23 protein-coding genes and 1 riboswitch are annotated in these 18,890 nt (G+C 62.2%); of the genes, 15 read left to right on the top strand and 8 right to left on the bottom strand.

Annotated elements, in window-relative coordinates; genetic code table 11:
* Window positions 1–15: 15 nt before the first annotated feature.
* The gene (locus ABDK74_RS09435) at window positions 16–1,491 is read right to left on the bottom strand and encodes a deoxyribodipyrimidine photo-lyase (RefSeq protein ID WP_346003601.1); all 1,476 of its coding nucleotides are present in this window, start codon (window positions 1,489–1,491) and stop codon (window positions 16–18) included.
* A gap of 180 nt (window positions 1,492–1,671) precedes the next feature.
* On the opposite strand from ABDK74_RS09435, the gene ABDK74_RS09430 reads away from it, so the two are divergent.
* The 5 genes from ABDK74_RS09430 to ribH all read left to right on the top strand — a co-directional run bounded on the left by ABDK74_RS09430 (window position 1,672) and on the right by ribH (window position 5,673).
* Window positions 1,672–1,863 carry an entericidin A/B family lipoprotein gene (locus ABDK74_RS09430; protein WP_062027319.1) on the top strand — a complete coding sequence of 64 codons (192 nt, stop codon included), beginning with the start codon at window positions 1,672–1,674 and terminating at the stop codon, window positions 1,861–1,863.
* A gap of 155 nt (window positions 1,864–2,018) precedes the next feature.
* Window positions 2,019–2,176, top strand: a riboswitch (FMN riboswitch).
* A 116-nt stretch (window positions 2,177–2,292) separates the two neighbouring features.
* Window positions 2,293–3,327 (top strand): bifunctional diaminohydroxyphosphoribosylaminopyrimidine deaminase/5-amino-6-(5-phosphoribosylamino)uracil reductase RibD, encoded by a 1,035-nt coding sequence (gene ribD / locus ABDK74_RS09425; protein WP_346003600.1) that lies wholly within the window; start codon window positions 2,293–2,295, stop codon window positions 3,325–3,327.
* Complete coding sequence (locus tag ABDK74_RS09420) at window positions 3,309–3,947, top strand: riboflavin synthase (protein ID WP_346003599.1); 639 nt, start codon at window positions 3,309–3,311, stop codon at window positions 3,945–3,947. The genes ribD and ABDK74_RS09420 overlap by 19 nt, the downstream gene beginning before the upstream one ends.
* Window positions 3,944–5,197 carry a 3,4-dihydroxy-2-butanone-4-phosphate synthase gene (ribB, locus tag ABDK74_RS09415; protein WP_346003598.1) on the top strand — a complete coding sequence of 418 codons (1,254 nt, stop codon included), beginning with the start codon at window positions 3,944–3,946 and terminating at the stop codon, window positions 5,195–5,197. The genes ABDK74_RS09420 and ribB overlap by 4 nt, the downstream gene beginning before the upstream one ends.
* Window positions 5,194–5,673 (top strand): 6,7-dimethyl-8-ribityllumazine synthase, encoded by a 480-nt coding sequence (ribH, locus tag ABDK74_RS09410; RefSeq protein WP_346003597.1) that lies wholly within the window; start codon window positions 5,194–5,196, stop codon window positions 5,671–5,673. The genes ribB and ribH overlap by 4 nt, the downstream gene beginning before the upstream one ends.
* Window positions 5,674–5,697: 24 nt before the next feature.
* Here ribH and pqqE read toward each other — a convergent pair whose 3' ends face one another.
* The 5 genes from pqqE to pqqA all read right to left on the bottom strand — a co-directional run bounded on the left by pqqE (window position 5,698) and on the right by pqqA (window position 8,874).
* Window positions 5,698–6,768, bottom strand: a complete 1,071-nt coding sequence (pqqE, locus tag ABDK74_RS09405) for a pyrroloquinoline quinone biosynthesis protein PqqE (RefSeq protein WP_346003596.1) — start codon at window positions 6,766–6,768, stop codon at window positions 5,698–5,700.
* A complete protein-coding gene (gene pqqD / locus ABDK74_RS09400) occupies window positions 6,765–7,052 on the bottom strand; it encodes a pyrroloquinoline quinone biosynthesis peptide chaperone PqqD (RefSeq protein ID WP_346003595.1) in 288 nt (95 codons plus the stop codon). Before pqqD ends, pqqE begins: the two co-directional genes overlap by 4 nt.
* Complete coding sequence (gene pqqC, locus ABDK74_RS09395; RefSeq protein WP_099285968.1) at window positions 7,049–7,768, bottom strand: pyrroloquinoline-quinone synthase PqqC; 720 nt, start codon at window positions 7,766–7,768, stop codon at window positions 7,049–7,051. The genes pqqD and pqqC overlap by 4 nt, the downstream gene beginning before the upstream one ends.
* Window positions 7,765–8,679 (bottom strand): pyrroloquinoline quinone biosynthesis protein PqqB, encoded by a 915-nt coding sequence (pqqB, locus tag ABDK74_RS09390; protein WP_346003594.1) that lies wholly within the window; start codon window positions 8,677–8,679, stop codon window positions 7,765–7,767. Before pqqB ends, pqqC begins: the two co-directional genes overlap by 4 nt.
* A gap of 114 nt (window positions 8,680–8,793) precedes the next feature.
* Window positions 8,794–8,874: a pyrroloquinoline quinone precursor peptide PqqA gene (gene pqqA, locus ABDK74_RS09385; protein ID WP_010502998.1), complete on the bottom strand. Its 81-nt coding sequence runs from the start codon at window positions 8,872–8,874 to the stop codon at window positions 8,794–8,796.
* 197 nt (window positions 8,875–9,071) lie between these two features.
* Between pqqA and ABDK74_RS09380 the strand changes: the two genes are divergently transcribed.
* Together ABDK74_RS09380 and gmk are read left to right on the top strand one after the other, a co-directional pair.
* Window positions 9,072–10,343: an AI-2E family transporter gene (locus ABDK74_RS09380; RefSeq protein ID WP_408874477.1), complete on the top strand. Its 1,272-nt coding sequence runs from the start codon at window positions 9,072–9,074 to the stop codon at window positions 10,341–10,343.
* Between the two features lie 207 nt (window positions 10,344–10,550).
* Window positions 10,551–11,177, top strand: a complete 627-nt coding sequence (gene gmk / locus ABDK74_RS09375) for a guanylate kinase (protein WP_346003593.1) — start codon at window positions 10,551–10,553, stop codon at window positions 11,175–11,177.
* Here the strand turns inward: gmk and ABDK74_RS09370 are convergent.
* Both ABDK74_RS09370 and ABDK74_RS09365 read right to left on the bottom strand, forming a co-directional pair.
* A complete protein-coding gene (locus tag ABDK74_RS09370) occupies window positions 11,167–12,111 on the bottom strand; it encodes a slipin family protein (RefSeq protein WP_346003592.1) in 945 nt (314 codons plus the stop codon). The two genes, gmk and ABDK74_RS09370, sit on opposite strands and share 11 nt — an antisense overlap.
* 5 nt (window positions 12,112–12,116) lie before the next feature.
* Window positions 12,117–12,557, bottom strand: a complete 441-nt coding sequence (locus ABDK74_RS09365; RefSeq protein WP_194255477.1) for a GntR family transcriptional regulator — start codon at window positions 12,555–12,557, stop codon at window positions 12,117–12,119.
* Between the two features lie 160 nt (window positions 12,558–12,717).
* On the opposite strand from ABDK74_RS09365, the gene hisG reads away from it, so the two are divergent.
* The 8 genes from hisG (at window position 12,718) to ABDK74_RS09325 (ending at window position 18,866) form a co-directional block, all read left to right on the top strand.
* The gene (hisG, locus tag ABDK74_RS09360) at window positions 12,718–13,443 is read left to right on the top strand and encodes an ATP phosphoribosyltransferase (RefSeq protein WP_408874476.1); all 726 of its coding nucleotides are present in this window, start codon (window positions 12,718–12,720) and stop codon (window positions 13,441–13,443) included.
* Complete coding sequence (gene hisD / locus ABDK74_RS09355) at window positions 13,443–14,735, top strand: histidinol dehydrogenase (RefSeq protein WP_346003591.1); 1,293 nt, start codon at window positions 13,443–13,445, stop codon at window positions 14,733–14,735. Before hisG ends, hisD begins: the two co-directional genes overlap by 1 nt.
* Window positions 14,735–15,175 (top strand): hypothetical protein, encoded by a 441-nt coding sequence (locus tag ABDK74_RS09350; RefSeq protein ID WP_346003590.1) that lies wholly within the window; start codon window positions 14,735–14,737, stop codon window positions 15,173–15,175. The genes hisD and ABDK74_RS09350 overlap by 1 nt, the downstream gene beginning before the upstream one ends.
* A gap of 127 nt (window positions 15,176–15,302) precedes the next feature.
* On the top strand, window positions 15,303–16,595 hold the full coding sequence (locus ABDK74_RS09345) for a DEAD/DEAH box helicase (protein WP_346003589.1): 1,293 nt from the start codon (window positions 15,303–15,305) through the stop codon (window positions 16,593–16,595).
* A gap of 166 nt (window positions 16,596–16,761) precedes the next feature.
* Complete coding sequence (gene infA, locus ABDK74_RS09340) at window positions 16,762–16,980, top strand: translation initiation factor IF-1 (protein WP_007282896.1); 219 nt, start codon at window positions 16,762–16,764, stop codon at window positions 16,978–16,980.
* 13 nt (window positions 16,981–16,993) lie between these two features.
* Window positions 16,994–17,650 carry a Maf family protein gene (locus ABDK74_RS09335; protein ID WP_346003588.1) on the top strand — a complete coding sequence of 219 codons (657 nt, stop codon included), beginning with the start codon at window positions 16,994–16,996 and terminating at the stop codon, window positions 17,648–17,650.
* The gene (locus ABDK74_RS09330; protein WP_346003587.1) at window positions 17,647–18,690 is read left to right on the top strand and encodes a ribonuclease E/G; all 1,044 of its coding nucleotides are present in this window, start codon (window positions 17,647–17,649) and stop codon (window positions 18,688–18,690) included. The genes ABDK74_RS09335 and ABDK74_RS09330 overlap by 4 nt, the downstream gene beginning before the upstream one ends.
* Window positions 18,687–18,866, top strand: coding sequence for a DNA gyrase inhibitor YacG (locus ABDK74_RS09325; RefSeq protein ID WP_346003586.1), 180 nt, complete (start codon window positions 18,687–18,689; stop codon window positions 18,864–18,866). The genes ABDK74_RS09330 and ABDK74_RS09325 overlap by 4 nt, the downstream gene beginning before the upstream one ends.
* Window positions 18,867–18,890 lie beyond the last annotated feature (24 nt).

Here is an 18,890-nt window from a genome sequence, read left to right as displayed (position 1 = left end):
CGGAGTATCAGGGACTTAAAGCGCCCTGAACGCTTGAAGGGCGCGATCACGTCCCTCCTTCAGATCCACGATGGGGCATGGATAGGTTCTGCCCAGAATGACTCCCCCCTGCCGCAGATCGGCATCCTTCGCGGCCCAGGGCTCTAACAGCGCCTTTCCTGACAGACGGCGCAGTTCTGGCACCCACTGACGGATATAATCGCCTTCCGGGTCGAATTTTTCAGCCTGCCGTGTCGGGTTGAAAATCCTGAAAAACGGCGTGGCTTCGATGCCCGTTCCCGCGACCCACTGCCAGTTCATGGCATTGCTCGCAAAATCCGCATCCACCAGCGTATCGCGGAACCACGCTTCCCCTTCTTTCCAGTCGATCAGCAGATGCTTCGTCAGAAATGACCCCACGATCATGCGCGCCCTGTTATGCATCCAGCCGGTCTGCCAGAGCTGGCGCATCCCCGCGTCCACGATCGGCACCCCCGTCTGCCCGCGCTGCCACGCCTTTAGATCTGCGGCACTGTTCCGCCAGTGCATCCCGGAAAACTTCGGACTGAGGTTTTCAAACGGCAATTGCGGCAGGTGATACAGCGTGTAGCGGGCAAATTCCCGCCACCCGAGTTCTGACAGGAAAATCCGCGGTCCATCCGTATGCGCACCATGCTTTTGCAAAGCGGCCCAGACCTGCCGGGGCGAGACAGCACCGGACGCAAGATAGGGCGACAGACGCGACGTTCCCTCTTCCGCCACCCTGTCCCGGCCCCTCGGATACTCCGCAACAGCATCTTTCAGAAAATCTTCAAGATGCTCCTGCCCTTCCGCTTCTCCCGGCTCCCAAGTTTTTCGGAACCCCGCCGCCCAGTCCGGAGCCTGCGGACAGAGATCCGCTTCGTTCAGCCGCACATCCGGCAGAACAGAGCCCGGAACGTCCTGAAACGACGCCATGTCAGGAATGCCCAACGGCTCTGGTACGGCATGGGTCTGAAGCGCTTTCCAGAACGAACCGCAGACCTTGTAGAACCCACCCTGCTTCGTACGCACCAGACCCGGATCAAGCAGAACCGTCCCCCAATGCGCCCGAACCTCACAACCCTGCTGCTCCAGAGCCTGCCGGATCCGGTCATCCTGTGCCCGTTCGCGTTCATGCAGACGATGGTGCCAGTGTACCGACGCCACATCCATGTGCCGCGCAAGTTGCGGAAGCAACTCCTCAGCCGACCCCGCAAGCGTCAGCAACGTCCCGCCCCGACTTTCCAACTGCGCCCGCAGATCCGCCAGAGCCCCATGAAGCCACCACCGCAATGCAGCTCCAGCCGGATGCAGAGCCGGGGTCACATCATCCAGAACATAAAGACAAATCAGCGGCCGACCGGACGCCACAGCCTCATGCAGCGCAGGATGGTCCGCCAGACGCAGATCGTCCCGAAACCAGACGATGGCTGGCCGGGTCTGGTTGTGGTTCTGGCGAGATGAAGTACGTTCAGGCCGGGAACTGGGCATGGATCCTCACAAAAAGGGAAAATTCCTCATAAAGCGTCCGACAGCGCCATTCGTTCAGAACGGATGAGACGACTTTCAATCCGGACCGGTGGCACCCTGAAAAAATTTCTCCCAAGTCCGCGAACCATTGTCATGAAATGTCGTTTAATGGCCGAAACGCTCTTTAAGAGGATTTTTTCTATGTCCACCAAGTCCATCGCACGCATTGCCCTGTCTCTGGCTCTTCTTTCGGGCTCGGCCGTCACGCTGTCCGCCTGCAACACCGTGCGCGGCGCTGGTCAGGACGTGAGCTCCGTCGGTCACAACGTCTCCCGCGGCGCCAATGCAACGCAGGGCGCGATCGAGCGTCACACGAACGCTTCCCCGAACTGAGTTTTCCGAAAACCCGCTCCGGGCTTTCAGAACCGCCGGTCCACGACCGGCGGTTTTTTTGTATCCGCACGTCCTGACTGCGTCTTCGGAAAAGGACCTGTGTAGATTTTTGCTTGTCATTCCCGTCCAGACGGTTCCATAGTTCGAGTGAATACAGACGTTCTCAGGGCGGGGTGAAACTCCCCACCGGCGGTATTGGCGGATTTCTCCGCCTCAGCCCGCGAGCGCCTTTCGGATTTCGGTCCGGAAGGGACAAGCAGATCCGGTGAGACTCCGGAGCCGACGGTCATAGTCCGGATGGAAGAGAACGCAGCACTTGTCCGGTCGCGGACAGGTTGGGCGCGTGCCGTCCCGCCTGTTTTCCGTTCCGGTTGAGGGCGGCGTGCGCCTTGCGGACGTCCCGATCGTAACGGGACCAGAAGACGCAACTTGGCTAACCAGACCACCCTTTCCGACACTATCGCTCCAAGCGCCATTCGCGACGGGTTTCGTGCGGCCATCTCACAGGCTGTCGAGACTTTTGGTGCCACAGCGCCCAACCCTTCCGTCGGATGTGCGCTGCTGGATGCCGAAGGGCGTGTGCTGACAGTCGGCGTTCATCCACGCGCGGGGCAGCCCCATGCCGAAGCGATGGCTCTGGCGCAGGCCCGGACAGCGGGTGTGCTGGATCAGGCACGGGTGGCGCTTGTCACGCTGGAGCCCTGCAATCACACCGGGCGCACCCCTCCGTGCAGCGAAGCCCTGCGCAACAGCCCGGTTCGGGAGGTCTGGATTGGTGCGGCCGACCCAAACCCGCAGGCATCGGGTGGAGCCGGCCGGCTGTGCGAAGAGCCCGGCGCAAAACGCGTGGTCATGCTTGCGGACCGGCCAGACATGGCCGATCTGGCACAGGACTGCCGGGCTCTTCTGGCGCCTTTCGCAAGCCGCGTCGTCCGACATCGTCCATGGATCAGTGTCAAACAGGCACTGGACGAACACGGCTCCATGGTACCGCCGCCGGGCCAGAAAACCTTCACCTCCCCGGCCTCGCTCACCCTCGCGCATCGCCTGCGCCGGGCGACGGACGCAATCATCACCGGGATCGGCACCGTTCTGGCGGACCGCCCGCGCTTCACAGTCCGGCATGTCCCGGACCACGAGGGCCGCAAACCGCGCCTTCTGGTCGTCTGCGACCGCCACGGCCGCCTTCCAGCAGACTGGATTGCCGAGATGACGGAAACCGGCTTTGAGGTCATCCCGACACCCGACCTGCTCTCCGTCCCGACCCTGCTGGCGGGGCGCGGCGCGAACTGGGCAATGATCGAGGCGGGACCGTCCCTACTGGCCTCCGTTGCCGAGGCCGGGCTGTGGGACGACTGGCTCACCATTCATAAAACTGCGGGCGCTGACCGCATCGATCTGAAATCGCGGGACGAAAGCCCGCTGCAACTGCTGAGGGAAAACGCATGTTCTCTGGAATCATAGAGCGTCTGGGTACAGTCCGCGCCGCCTCCGTCCGCGACAAGGCCATGGACCTGACCGTAGAGACCGGCTTTCCCGATCTGGAACTCGGCGAGAGCGTGGCCGTCAACGGCGTCTGTCTGACAGTCGAGACCTTCGATTCAGCAGGCGTGGCAACATTCCATCTCAGCGGCGAGACGCTCTCCCGCACCCCTCTGGATCAGCTCAAAGCCGGATCACGCGTCAATCTGGAACGCGCCGTCGCGGCCAGCACGCGCCTTTCGGGCCATATCGTTCAGGGCCATGTGGACGGCGTGGCGACCCTCGCCAGCGTTGAAAAAGCAGGCGATTCCTATGCCCTGCGCGTGTTCGTCCCACAGGCACTGCGCCAGTATGTCGTGGAAAAAGGCTCCATCACCTTCGACGGCATCAGCCTGACGGTGAACGATCTGCATGACGACATCACGCGCGGCAATCAGGCCGGTTTCGAAGTTGGCCTGACGATCATCCCGCACACATGGGAACACACCAACCTCTCCACGCTGTCGGTCGGAGACCGGATGGATGTGGAGGTCGATGTGCTGTCCAAATATGTCGAGAACCTGCTGCGGTTCTCCCCCAGCCTTGGAAAGGTGCCCTCATGAAGCCGTCCCTGAAAGCCGCCATCGAGGCCGTCCGCGCTGGCGGCATGGTCGTCATGGTCGATGACGAAAACCGGGAGAACGAGGGCGATCTGGTCATGGCGGCGCAGTTCGCCACACCGGAAGCCATCAACTTCATGGTCCGTGAGGCGCGCGGCCTGATCTGCCTGCCGCTGGAAGCCGAACAGGCAGACCGTCTGGCCCTCCCCCCCATGGTGGCCCGCAACCGCGACCCGCGCGGCACGGCCTTCACGGTCTCGATCGAAGCGGCAACAGGCGTGACGACCGGTATTTCCGCCGCCGACCGCGCCCGCACGATTGTCATCGCCGCCAACCCCGCAGCCAAGCCAGACGATCTCGTCTCACCGGGTCACATCTTCCCGCTCCGCGCCCATCCCGAGGGTGTTCTGGGCCGCAACGGTCATACGGAAGGTTCGATCGACATCGCGCGTCTGGCCGGGCTGGAGCCCGCAGGCGTGATCTGCGAAATCATGGCCGATGACGGCAGCATGATGCGTCTGCCGGAACTGCGGAAATATGCCGCACGCCACAACATGCCTATCGTCAGCATCGCCGACCTTCAGGACTGGTGCCGCGAACACGGACGCGATGCCATCGCGGGCCACGACCTGATCTGCACGCCGGTTCCGGCTGCGGGCGAAATGGTGGCCGAATCCGCTCTCCCCAGCATTTTCGGCGGCCACGATCTGCGCATCCACGCCTTCCGCGCCGTTGATGGTGTGGAACATGTCGCGTTGGTGAAGGGCGATCCGTCTAAGGGCGTTCCGCTGGTGCGTCTGCATTCGGAATGTGTGACGGGCGATGCACTCGGCTCCATGCGCTGCGACTGCGGCGCGCAGCTCCGTGAGGCTCTGGAGCGGATTTCGGCATCCGAATCCGGCGTTCTGGTTTATCTGCGGGGCCATGAAGGCCGCGGAATCGGACTGGCCAACAAGATCCGCGCCTACGAGCTTCAGGATCATGGCATGGACACGGTCGAGGCCAACGAGGCCCTCGGCCTACCCGCCGATGCCCGCGAATGGGATGCAGCAGCCGACCTGCTGCGGCATCTGGGCGTGAGTTCGCTCCGTCTTCTGACGAACAATCCGGACAAGGAATCCAACCTCGTCCGCTTCGGCTTTGACGTACAATCCAGCGAACGGCTGGAAATCGAAGCCAATCCTTTCAACCGCGCCTATCTTGCGACCAAACGCACACGGATGGGCCACTTCCTTCAGGAACAGCCGGCATGAGCAAGCATATCCCCGTAGCCCCCGATCTGCGCCTTTCTCCCGCACCGAAAGTGGCCATCATCTCCAGCCGTTTCAACACGAGCATCACCGGCGGCCTGAAGAACGGCGCGCTCGAATGGCTCGAAGAGCGCGGCATCACCGATGTGGACGTCTATGACGCACCGGGCGCGTTCGAACTCCCCATTCTGGCGCAGCGTCTGGCGAAATCCGGCCAATACGAGGGCGTGATCTGCCTCGGCTGCGTCATCAAAGGCGACACCGCGCATTTCGAGTTCATCTCGCTGGGTGCCACCATCGGCATCATGCAGGCCCAGCTTGCCACCGAAGTGCCGATCGCTTTCGGCATCCTGACGACCTACACCGAACAGCAGGCCGTAGACCGCTCCCGCGCAGATGCCGAAAACAAAGGCCGCGAAGCCGCAGCGGCCTGTGTCGAAACACTGGCCTTCCTGCGCAACGTGCCCGTCCGCTCCTGATCCCTGCTGGAAAAGCGCCGCCCGTCAGAAACGCCGGTACACAAGTTCCGGCTTTTCTGATGCTTCCTCCACGGCCTTTTCCACACGGTCATGAAACGGCGAGAGACTACAGACCGGGTCGGTGTTGGCGGCGTTTCCCGTCAACGCCAGCGCCTGACAGCGGCATCCGCCCCAGTCCTGTTCCTTGCGCTCGCAGGACCGACAGGGTTCCGGCATCCAGTCCGTCCCCCGGAACATATTGAACAGGGGTGAACAGTTCCAGATATCCGACAGGGTCCTGTCCTTCACGTTCGGGAAGGCAACATCGGGAATAATTTCCGCCGCATGGCACGGCAGCACCCGTCCTGAGGGTGTGACATTCACGAAACGCTGTCCCCAACCTCCCATACAGGGTTTTGGCCGATCTGCATGATAATCCGGCGTCACATAATCAACCGAAAGACCACCCTTCGCACGCTCTGCCTCGACAGCACGTGTGGCCTCCTGAAGCTGCTCACGGCTGGGCAGAAGCGCGTCGCGGTTTTTCAGTCCCCAGCCATAATACTGGGTATGCGCAATTTCGACCCGACCTGCGCCAAGTTCCCGCGCCAGTGCAAACATCTCGGGAATACGGGCCACATTTTCCCTGTGCACCACAAAATTGAGCGTCATCGGAATACCGGACGCCCGAATAAGCCGTGCCGCCTCGATCTTGCGGGCCTGCGCCCCCTTAAGACCACCGATCCGCTCCGCGCCCGCTTCCGTCACGTCCTGAAAAGAGAGCTGGACATGATCCAGCCCCGCCTTGTCCAACGCCTCCAGCTTCGCTTCATCCAGCAGGACGCCGGAGGTGATCAGGTTGGAATACAGGTTGAGCTTGCGTGCAAGGGCGACCAGTTCGACGAGGTCGGGGCGGGCCATCGGCTCACCGCCGGAAAAATGAACCTGCAACACACCGAGTTCGGCGGCCTGTTCCAGCACAGAGCGCCAGCCGGCGGTGTCGAGTTCGGCGGCTTTTCGTTCGAGTTCAAGCGGATTGGAGCAATAGGGGCAGGAAAGCGGGCAACGATGCGTCAGTTCAGCCAGAAGGCTCATCGGCGGCGAAGGAAGAGTCATGTGTGCAGGACGTTCTTTTCTGTCAGTTCAGAAAGAAGCGCGAGGACATCCTTCGCAATGACCTCACGCGGGGCGGAAAATTCGTTTGCAAGCTGCTGGATGATGTCGCCGACGCTGCGCTCTCCATCCAGAAGCCGCAGAATATGCGGTGCGGAGCCTTCGGTCACAAACGCTTTTTCAGGCGCCTGCACGATCCACAGGTCTCTCACGCGATCGTGCTGGAGCCGATGACCGCGCGCAAAGGAGAGAACACTCTCCTCCGCAACACAGGACTGGTCCATCATGGAACGAAGGCGCCCGGCGGAATGTGGCCATCCACATAGGCATAATCGAGCGCATCCAGCATGGTCCACAGCACGGAGCACTTGAACTCCAGAGCTTCCAGAACTTCTTTCTGCTGCTCGGGCGTACGGGCGTTTTCGCGGACATAGGCCAGAGCGAAATCAGAATCCCGCGGCGCCTGGGTCAGACGGGGCGTGAAATAGGCCAGCGTCTTTTCCGACACGAAATCATAGTGCCGCAGCATCCCCGAGACGCGCTCGCTAATGATCGTGGGCGAAAACAGCTCCGTCAGCGAGGACGCGATGGCGGCCAGAATGGAGCGGTCCCGCACGAAGTTCACATACGCATCGACTGAAAAACGCGTCGCCGGAAGCAGGCCGTCGAGGCTTTCCACATAGTCGCGATCCAGCCCCAGACCATCCGTCAGCATCAGCCAGCGCGCGACACCCCCCGTTCCGGGCTCGGTGCCGTCATGATCCTCGATCCGGCGCCGCCATTCCCGACGCAGTTCGGCTGTGGGCAGACGTGCAAGGAGGGTCGCGTCCTTGGCCGGGATGCGGGCCTGATAATAATAGCGGTTTAGCGCCCAGGCCTGAACCTGCGCGCGGTTGAGCTTGCCGTCATGCAGCTTGCGGTGAAACGGATGCCGATTGTGATACCGCTCGGCACCGATCTGCCGAAGCCTCTCTTCAAGCTGGTCAGGGGTGAGGAGCGTCATGGTGTGTCCAGTCTGAAAGTCATGCCGTCTTCCGCAACCGTCCATCCGGCGCGTTCGACGCTTTTTCGTTCGGGGCTGTCTTCGAACAAAATCGGGTTGGAGTTGTTGATATGAATCAAGACCTTGCGAGGTTTTTCACATATCGTGAAACATTCGACCGGGCCGCCGGCGTCATTGACCGAAACATGTCCCATCCGCTGGCCGCTCTTGGGGCTTAGCCCAGCGCGGATCATTTCGTCGTCCCGCCACAGCGTCCCGTCGAAGAAAACGAGATCCGCCGCAGCCACCCGCTCCACGATCTCCGGCGTGATATGCGCGCAGCCGGGAATGAAGAGCAGCGTTTTCAGCCCGTCCGTTATGGACAGACCCAGCGTTTCATCGGGCTTCGAGCCTGCGGCTTCCGCATAAAGCGGAGCCTTGCCCGGCACGGCGAAGGCCGTCAGCAGCAGGCCCGAGGGAATCCCGTCCTTGTTCATCAGGGACATGGGTTCGTTGAGAAGCAGCGGGATGCGCGGTACGATCTCAGGGTCGAGCGCGCCGAACATCGGATTGTCCGCCAGTTGCCGAAGCGTCGAGTCGCTGCCCATCAGTCTGAAGGGTTCGCGCTCGCGCAGCGTCAGAAGCCCAGTGATGGCGTCGATTTCGCCGCAGGTCAGAACGACACCTTGAATGGGCGTTCCGCGCAGACTGCCCTGATGATGCAGGGCCGGGGTCTCGATGATCTGCTGACGCAGATCGGGCGCGGCGTTGAGAATAAACCAGCGTTTTCCGTCGGCGCTGACGGCGATGGAGGCCTGGGTGCGGGCTTTCGCGCCCTGTCGCGTGCGGGCGGCCACACAGCCGGGCGCTGCGGAATTCCACTGCGGAAAACCGCCCCCTGCCGCCGCACCAAGCACGATGACATCAATCATTTTTTCACAAACCGTCTGAATCGGGCGCCCTGCGGCTCCCATGAATGAAAACGGCCGCTCCGAAGGGGAGCGGCCGTGCCATATTCCTCAAGGACGGGGCCTCGGGGAAGAGGCTTATTTCTTCTCGCCGCAGACATACGAGTTGATTTCTGCGCCCAGCGGGATTTCGGTAACTTTCGGTGTGTTCCAGGCCATGATGGTTCTCCTTGAGTCTACGATAAACCGGTAAATGCGTCTGATGACGTATTCACGGGCGCTCCTCATGATTTAGTGACCTGATGCCACTGGAGTTCAAGGGGTTTTTTAGGCAGAACACGCAACTGTGTCCTTTCGCGGATCGTCAGGGTCAACTGGTGGTCCGTCTGCTCCGTCTTTCGCTTCAGGCAAAAAACATGTCCGGCCGTCCCATTGCGTCCTCCGCCGACCCTGCCTGTAGCGACACGGCGTCCACGTCAGAAAAGCCCCGTGAGAAGCCCGGCGAAAAGCTGCTGCCGGACGGTGATTTTCCGGACCCTACGCTCGATCGCAACCTGCTGCGCGAACATCTGAACATCCGGGACATGTGTGTCCTGATCCTGACGATTCTCGCTGTATTCTATTCGCTGTATTTCACGGCCCCCATCCTTCTGCCTTTCGTCTTTGCGCTCGTGCTGAACCTGCTGATGATCGCACCCATGCGATTCCTCACCCAGCGTCTGCGCCTGCCCCGACATCTGGCAGGATTGCTGTTGATCGTCATGATGTTCGGAGTCGTGGGCGGAATCGCCACAACGATTTCCGTCCCGGCTGCTGGCTGGATCACCCGCGCACCACAGACGCTCCCCGCGTTACAGAGCAAGCTGGCCGTTCTCAGCGGGCCGATCGACATGATCCAGCACGACTATATGCGCCTGTCCGCCATGTTCAGCGGTCATTCGGGCAGCGCACGCACGGCGCATGGCGTTACTGGACCAATCAGTGGAGAAACGGCGCTCTCGCGGCTCGGCTCTTCCGTTCTGGCGGGGACGCGTGAACTGGCGGGCGGCTTTTTCTCGATGCTGCTGATGCTGTTCTTCCTCATGACGGAAGGCGACACGCTTCTGCGCCGCTGCGTCGAAATCATGCCGACCTACGCCAAGAAACGCCGCCTTGTGGAGATGGCCAATCAGATCGAGCAGAACGTGTCGCTCTATCTCGTGACGATCACGATGATGAATCTGGGTGTGGGGCTGGTGAACATGATCCAGTGCTGGGCGACCGGAATGCCCAATCCGCTTCTGTGGGGCGTCCTGGCCTTCCTGCTGAACTACATTCCCATCATCGGGCCGCTCACGGGTGTGGTGGTCTATTTCGTGGTCGGACTCTTCAGCTTCCCTTCCCTGCTTTACGCGCTCCTGCCGCCGTCGATCTATCTGCTGATCCATGTGCTGGAAGGCGAGACCATCACACCCATGCTGCTGGCCCGGCGCTTCACGCTCAATCCCGTTTTCGTCATGGGGTCGCTGCTGTTCTGGGACTGGATGTGGGGCATCTCCGGCGCGTTCCTGTCCGTGCCGATGCTCGCGGTCTTCAAGATTGTCTGTGACCATATCGAAGTGCTGGCGCCGCTCGGGCATGTTCTGGGTGGCCCGACGCGGCGGACGATCAGTAGTGCCATTGTTGCGCAGCTTCAGTCCGAGCCGTGAGGATCGGGGCGTTGCCCCGCGCCCCACAAAGGGGCTCGCCCCTTTGATCCCGTTCGTAAATTTATGGGTTCAAAGGGACCGCGTCCCTTTGCCGGTTTCAGGGCAGAGCCCTGAACAGGCTCTGAATATCTGGCCAAAACAGCCCCTTTTACGCTAGACGCTTCGGCAGAACAGTCCTGTCCAGTTCATTACTCCCAAGGAGACCCCATGACCCAACTGCCCCGCCGTGGCGTCTGTCTGGTGATCTCGGCCCCGTCTGGCGCGGGCAAGTCCACCATTGCCAACGCCCTGCGCGCTTCGGAGCCGACCCTGCGCCATTCCGTCTCGGTTACGACGCGCGGACCGCGTCCGGGCGAAGTCGAAAGTGTGCATTACCATTTCCGGGATATCGAGGAATTCCGCCGCATGGCTGCGGATGGTGAGCTTCTGGAATGGGCGGAAGTCTTCGGTCGAGGCTACGGCACGCCGCGCGCACCGGTTGAGGAAGCATTGGATGCCGGACATGACATGGTGTTCGATATCGACTGGCAGGGGCACCGCCTTCTACGCGCGGCCCTGCCGGACGATGTGGTGAGCCTGTTCGTTCTGCCGCCTTCGCTGGAAGAACTGGAACGCCGGCTGAACAAGCGCGCTTCGGACCATCCGGAAGAAATCGCCAAGCGGATGCAGGCAGCGCTGAATGAGATTTCCCACTGGTCCGAATTCGATCATACGATCATCAATTCGGAACTGGACACAGCGATTTCGCAGGCGCGCTCCGTCCTGACAGCCGCGCGGCTGTCAACGCGGCGTCAGCGCAATCTGCCGGACATGGTCGCCAGCTTCAGCCGCTGACCTCACCGGTCGCAGCCGGGGCACCTGCTTCCGGCTGAACGGTCTGCATCGCGGCGGCGAAGGCCGTTGCAGATGTCATGGCATCCGCCATGGTCGTCGGCATCAGGATGGTGGTGCCGCGGTTCTTGTTCATTTCAAAAATACGGTTGATCTGAAGAATCTGGAGTGCGATCGGCGCGGCTTCGTAAGTCTTGGCCGCCTGCGCCAGTTCATGCGCCACTTCCCGCTCCGCTGAAGCCAGTGTGACGCGGGCAGCACGCTCGCGCTCGGCCTGCGCCTGACGGCTCATGGCGTCCTGAAGGCTGTCAGGGAGCTGTACGTCGCGGATTTCGACGGACTGAACCGTAACGCCCCATTCGCGGGTCTTGCTTTCGATAAGGTCGCGCAGTTCGCCGTCAATACGGCGACGGTCTTCCAGCAGCGTGGCCAGATCCGAACTGCCGACAACCTCGCGCAACGTCGTGAGCGCGACCATCGAGACCGAGCCTTCGTAGTTGTCCAGTTCCGTAATGGCCCGCAGCGGATCATGCACCATCCAGAACACGACCGCGTCCACATCCACCGGCGTCGTATCGCGCGTCAGGGTCTGGCGCGTATGGACGGGCACCGTGCGGATGCGCTGGTCCACAACGGCGTCGATCTGATCAAGGAAAGGCACGATCAGGAACAGGCCCGGACCGCGCAGTCCCTGAATCTTTCCCGCCCGCAGAACCAGAACACGCTGCCAGGAATTGCACATCTTGAGCGACATATGCACGAGCAGGGCCAGCACGACGCCACCGATGACCCAGCCGGGCTGCCGCGTCAGAGCTGTCAGCCCGGCCGAGATCAGAAAAACGACCGCTGCGATGGAGGCCGAAATCGTGTTGAGGGGCAGTTTCCGCTTCATGGATGGCACCAGCGACATGGAAGGAAGCACGGGAAAATCCGGCATGGACATCAGCCTTTGGCAGAGCCGCTCTCGGGCTCGGATGAGGTGGGAGGCAGACCGAGAAGATCGCGCATGGCGATGACGACCGCTTCGGGGTCAAGCCCCGCGGCCTGACTGCGGGCGATGGTGGAGGCCGCGAGCGCCCGGGCTTCCGCGGCTTTGAGCGCGCCGTCCGGATGTGGCGGCGTGTCGCTGACGAAACTGCCCCGGGCCCGCAGCGTCCGGATCGCGCCCAGTCGTTCAAGCTCCGCATAGGCTCGCTGAACGGTGTTGAGATCCACCCGCAGATGAACGGCGAGCGCGCGCATAGTCGGCAGGCGATCTTCGGGTTTCAGCAGACCCGCACCGATGGCGGCCAGCACGCGCTCGCGGATCTGAACGCGTAGCGGCAGGGCGCTGGCCTCCGAAAGTGAGGTGGGGAAGAGTAATGTTTCTATGTCAGCAGACATGCATACAAGAGTGATCCGCTTTCGGAACGTCCGTCAAGAAGATTCCGTGTCAAAGTCCACTCAAGACCGTTTGAAACCGCGCAAGGCTTGGGAAGACTCCGGCTTCGTGATATGCGCTGCCGTTCCCAGTGCCTGCGGACAGCCAAGGACCAGACGTCGCATGACAGCGCTCCAGACCGACCCCCCGATCATGACCCGGAACGGAACGGACGCAACCGCGCATCATCACACGCCGCTGATCCTCGCCCTTCCGAAGGGCCGCATTCTCAAGGCGCTCGCTCCGGTCCTGACGCGCACGGGCATCGAGCCCGACCCGGACTGCCTGACCGAAAGCAGCCGCCGCCTGCGCTTTGGCACGTCCGATCCGAATCTGGACGTCGTGCGGGTCCGTTCCTTCGATGTCGCGACGTTCGTGGCGTATGGCGGTGCGGATATCGGCGTATGCGGCGCAGATGTGCTGATGGAATTCGACTATCCGGACATCTATGCGCCGCTCGATCTGGGCATCGGGGGCTGCCGCATTTGCGTGGCGCGCCCCAAAACCATGATCGAAGATCCCGCAACGGGTCAGTCCCGTCTGCGGGTTGCTACAAAATACCCGACCATTGCCCGCCGTCACTTCGCGTCCCGCGCCATCAACGCCGAGATCGTGCATCTGAACGGGGCGATGGAACTCGCACCGACGTTGGATCTGGCGAGCGTGATTGTTGATCTGGTCGATACCGGCTCCACCCTGCGCGCCAATGGCCTGATGGAAACCGAGACCATCGCCCATGTCACGAGCCGCCTGATCGTCAACCGCGTCGCGCTCAAGACCCGGCCTGAAGAAATCAGCGCCCTGATCGAGCGCTTCCGCACAGCCCTCGCCACGGAGGGTGCGGTCTGATGAAACGCCTCGATACGACTGCCGCCGGTTTTTCCGCAGACTTCGCAACACTCCTCGCCGCGCGTGGCAGCGACGAACGCAGCGTGGCCGAACCGGTCCGTGCGATCCTGGCAGACGTCCGCAGCCGGGGCGACGAGGCCCTGTGCGACTATACCGCCCGGTTCGACCGCCTAACGCTACCAGCTGACAAGCTGCGAATCAGCGCGGAAGAAATCGCGTCCGAAGCCGCGCGCGTGCCCTCGGACCTGATGGACGCCCTCCGCACCGCCGCCCGCCGGATCGAGACGTTCCATGCCGCCCAGATGCCCAAGGATCTGGACTTCACGGACGAAGACGGCATCCGTCTCGGCATGCGCTGGACCCCACTGGATGCGGTCGGGCTCTATGTTCCGGGCGGCAAGGCGGCCTATCCGTCCTCCGTATTGATGAACGCCTTGCCCGCCCGCGTGGCGGGTGTGAAGCGGCTGGCCATGTGTGTCCCGGCCCCGGACGGCGTGCTGAACCCGCTGGTTCTTGCAGCCGCGCAACTCTGCGGCGTAACGGAAATCTACCGCATCGGTGGCGCTCAGGCCGTGGGCGCCATGGCGTTCGGTACGGACCTTATCGACCCGGTGGACCGCATCGTCGGGCCGGGCAATGCGTATGTCGCAGAAGCCAAGCGGCAGGTCTTTGGCCATGTCGGCATCGACAGCATCGCCGGGCCGTCCGAAGTCGTGGTCGTGGCTGACGGGCAGAACGATCCGCGCCTTGTCGCGCTTGATCTGCTCGCACAGGCCGAACATGACGAGCAGGCTCAGGCCATTCTCGTGACGACGGATGCTGCCTTCGCAGAGCGCGCCGCCGAGGCCGTCCGCAAAGAGCTGGAAACGCTCCCGCGCACGGCCATCGCCACAAAAAGCTGGGACGATCATGGCGCGATCATCGTCGTGCGTTCGCTTGAAGAAGCCGCCAAGATCGTGAATGCGCTGGCACCCGAACATCTGGAAGTCATGCTCGACGCCCCGCGCGCCTTCTCGGCCATGGTCCGCCATGCGGGTGCGATCTTCATGGGCCGCAACTGCCCCGAAGCCGTGGGCGATTATGTCGGCGGTCCGAATCACGTCCTGCCGACCAGCCGCACGGCGCGGTTCGCCTCCGGTCTGTCGGTGTTCGACTTCATCAAGCGCACCACCACCATCGAAACCGACGCAGCCGGTCTGCGCCGGATCGGCCCGGCCGGTGTGGCTCTGGCGACCGCCGAAGGACTGGATGCCCATGCCCTCAGCCTGTCAGCCCGACTGGAGAAGAACTGATGGCCCGCCTGTCGATCGGTGATCGTGTTTCGGACCTGAAGGGCGCGCATGACGGCAGGCTGGTCGATATCGACGGCACCACCGGCTATGTGGAGCAGGCCAATGGCGTGGAGGTCGAGTTTCCGCTGAGCCAGCTCAAGCCTTACGAAGCTCCGAAAATAGCCGAAGAGCGCACGCTCTCCGGCCCCCTGCGGGACCGTCTTCTGAACCCGGCGCAGAAAGCGCTTCTGGCTTCCATCCCCGCGACGCTGCTTGCCGCGATTGCAAAAAGCTATGACGCAGGAAGTGACGGTCCGGGGTCGCGCACGCCATTTGCGGCCCTTCCGGACTCCAAACGGCTTGAGGCTATCCGGATTTATCTGCCGTCCCTGCCGCAGAGACTTCTGGCGTCGCATATGAATCTGGTCGTCGCCATGCGCGATATTTCCAAACTGTCCTGACGAACTGAGTCTGCACGTCTTTCCACCGCGTTGACGGCGGGAGGCATCATTCGTACAAGCCCGTTTTCTGAATCCGCGAAGCCCCATCAGGCGCAGCTTTACTCAGCGCCGGAGGCGCCGCTTTATTATGTCCGTGACTTTTGCCGATCTCGGCCTTGCGCCCACGATCCTTCGCGCTCTGGACGACGCAGGCTACGTCAAGCCGACACCCATTCAGGCCCAGTCCATCCCGTTTCTGCTGGAAGGCCGCGATCTGCTTGGACTGGCGCAGACCGGCACGGGCAAGACGGCCTCTTTCGCGCTCCCGCTGCTGCACCGGCTTGCCGAAACCCCGTGCCCGGCCCCTAAAAACGGCGCGCGCATTCTGGTTCTGGCACCCACGCGCGAACTGGTTTCGCAGATCGCGGACGGGTTCGAGAGCTTCAGCCGCCATCAGCCAGTGCGCGTCACCACGATTTTCGGTGGTGTCAGTCAGTTTCATCAGGTCAAGGCGCTTGAAGAGGGCGTGGACATCATCGTCGCTGCACCGGGACGTCTGCTGGACCTGATTGAGCAGGGCCTGTGCGATCTGTCGCAGCTTGAAGCGCTCGTGCTGGATGAAGCTGACCAGATGCTGGACATGGGCTTTGCAAAACCCATCGAACGCATTGTTGCAACGCTCCCCGCAGACCGGCACACGGTGCTGTTTTCCGCCACGATGCCGAAATCCATTACGGCCCTCGTCGAGAGCCTCCTGCACGACCCGGCCAAGGTCGAGATCGCACCGCCTTCCACCACGGTGGACCGCATCGCGCAGTCGGTCATGTTTATGGATGCGTCCAACAAGAAAGCGGCCCTTCTGTCCCAGCTTCAGACGCCGGGCATCGGTCAGGCTGTTGTCTTCACATTGCAGAAGAACATCGCCAACGAGGTCTGCACCTTCCTGACCGAGTCCGGCATTACAGCCGAGGCTCTGCACGGCAACCGGTCGCAGGGTCAGCGTGAGCGGGCGCTGAATGCGTTCCGCGAAGGCGACGTGCAGGTTCTGGTGGCAACCGATATCGCGGCGCGTGGCATTGACGTCGATACGGTCACGCATGTCATCAACCATGACCTGCCGAGCCTGCCGGAAAGCTATGTTCACCGGATCGGACGGACGGGCCGTGCGGGACGCAGCGGTTTCGCCATCACGCTCTGCGATGCCGAACAGCGCGCCTGGCTCCATGCCGTGGAGCGTGAGATCGGCCGGACTCTGGACGTTCATGACAGCCATGAATGGCACTGCGAAAAGGCCCAAAACTCCACCATGCGCCCGCCCGTGCTTGGCGGTGGTCCGGTCAAGCAGGTCAAGCCGCAGAAGGTGCGCGAACGCCGCATCTGGACGGAAGAAGAAAAAATGGCAGCCCGCGCCGCAGCTCAAGGCGTTGGCAAAGCCTCCTGAAAACCACGCCGAACCGTCATAAAAACGGCAAGAATCCCGGGACAGGGGCCGGTCGCGCTTGACCTTTGGGCTGACAGTCCGCACATAGCGGGCTGGATTTTCTGGCTCCGCACCGGAGCCACTGCCGCGCGCAGATTATTACCCTGTCCCTGAAGCAAGGATTCACATGTCAAAAGAAGACCTGATCGAGTTTACCGGCACCGTCATGGAACTGCTTCCCAACGCCATGTTCCGCGTCACGCTCGACAACGAGCACACCATCCTCGCTCATACGAGCGGCAAGATGCGCAAGAACCGTATCCGTGTTCTGGCCGGTGACCGCGTCAACGTCGAAATGACGCCCTACGACCTGTCCAAGGGACGGATCACGTTCCGCTTCAAGTAAGACAGTCCGCCGCATGACCGCATCCCCGTCTTCCGCAGAAGGGTCATCCGGCCTTTTGGACCGTCCGAAGCTCGTTCTGGCTTCCGCCTCCCCGCGCCGCCTGAGCCTGCTGGAACAGATCGGCATCGTGCCCGACGCCGTCGTGAGCGCCGATATCGACGAAGAACCGCGCCCCGGCGAACTGCCGCGCCCGCTCGCGCAGCGCCTCGCCCGCCAGAAAGCGGAGCATGTGGTCGCGCAGCGCACGGATGCAGCGCTCATCCTCGGCGCGGATACCGTGGTGTCGCTCGGTCGGCGCATCCTGCCAAAAGCCGAAGACGAAAAGACGGCCCGCGCCTGCCTGAAGCTGCTGTCAGGCCGCCGCCACAAAGTGCTGACTGCCGTGGTCCTGCGTCCGAGTGCAGGATGGCCGCAAGGCAATTCCTGCGAGCGGCTGGTGGAAACCTCCGTCATCTTCCATCGCCTGACCGATGCGCAGATCGATGCCCTGATCGCGCAGGGGGACTGGAAGGGCAAGGCGGGCGGTTATGCCATTCAGGGTGCCGCCGCTGCCCATATCCGCCAGATTGGCGGCAGCTATTCCGCCGTTGTGGGGCTACCTTTGTTTGAAACTGCGCAGCTCCTGCGCGGGCAACCGGTGGGTAAGCCGTCAGGCGGCTGGATCGCATGACTGAAATCCGCGCAGCCTGTTCTCCGGGCGAAGTGCGGATTGCCGTCACGGATCATGACACGCTGCTGGACGTCACACTCTGGCGTCCCGGCTGCCCGGATGGTCTGGAAGACTGGCACGTTGTCCGCGTCCAGAAAACAGCTCCAGCTCTGGGTGGCGCGTTCGTTCTGCTCGAAGATGGCCAGAGTGGTTTTCTCTCCACCCGCGACGCCCTGATCGAAGGCGCTCTGACCGCAGCGCGTGTCAGTCGTTCGGCCCAGAACGGCAAGGGTCTGCGCCTGCGCCGGGCCGACATGCCCGCTGAACCCCCCTCCGCCCCCAAACTGCTGGAACGCGGCCCGACCCCGCTGGACGAACTGGCGGACCGCTATCCGGATGCGCCAATTTTCGTGGACGATCCGGGTATTGCGGCAAAACTGCCCATCCGCCTGCGTCCACGCCTTCAGCGCTGCCAGCAGGCGTTTGATGGTGCGCTTGAGGCCGATTTTGACAGTCTTGGCAGTTCCGAAGCCGATCTGGGTCTGCTGACCGCCAGTTTTTTTCCGACCCCCGCCCTGATTGCCATTGACCTCGACAGCACTGGCGCTCCTGACTTCAAAGGGAATGTCGCGGCTTTTCCCGAGCTGGCACGGCAGATCCGTCTGCGGAACCTCTCAGGCACAATTCTGGTAGATCCGGCAGGTGTAAAGACACGCAAACGTGCGGCTTTGGCACCGTTTTTCCGAGAAGCGCTATCCGGAGATCCGCTCAAACCGGAAGTGCTCGGCGCGACACCATCCGGCCTGCTGGAGTTGACGCGCCCGCGCCGTCGCCCTCCTTTACATGAACTTCTGTCTTCCCCGCAGGGTCAGGCCCTGTCCATCCTACGGACGATCCTGCGCGAAGAGCGCCCGGGCCAGACGCTGACGGCCTCGATCAGCCTCATTAAGGCGCTGGAAAGTGACCCTGAGGCGCTCGCAGAGTTCATCTCTCGGCGCGCGCGGACGCTAAACCTTGTCCTTGACCCCAACGCCCCCCCTGCAAGCTGGAGCCTGTCATGAGCGAGTCCACCTGTCCGATCTGTCACCGTCCCACCGATGCAAGGTTTCGCCCCTTCTGCTCCCAACACTGTGCAGATGTCGATCTGGGCCGCTGGTTCAGCGGAACATACCGCGTTCCGTCCTTTCGTCAGGACAATGACGAAGAACAGGACGAATATCGCGACGGAGAGGGTTGATCCCGCCGCAATGATAAGCTACAC

Source organism: Gluconobacter sp. OJB (assembly GCF_039638275.1).
Lineage (GTDB): Bacteria > Pseudomonadota > Alphaproteobacteria > Acetobacterales > Acetobacteraceae > Gluconobacter > Gluconobacter cerevisiae.
The sequence above is the reverse complement of the archived record's forward strand: the minus strand, read 5'-3'. Positions and strand labels throughout refer to the sequence as shown.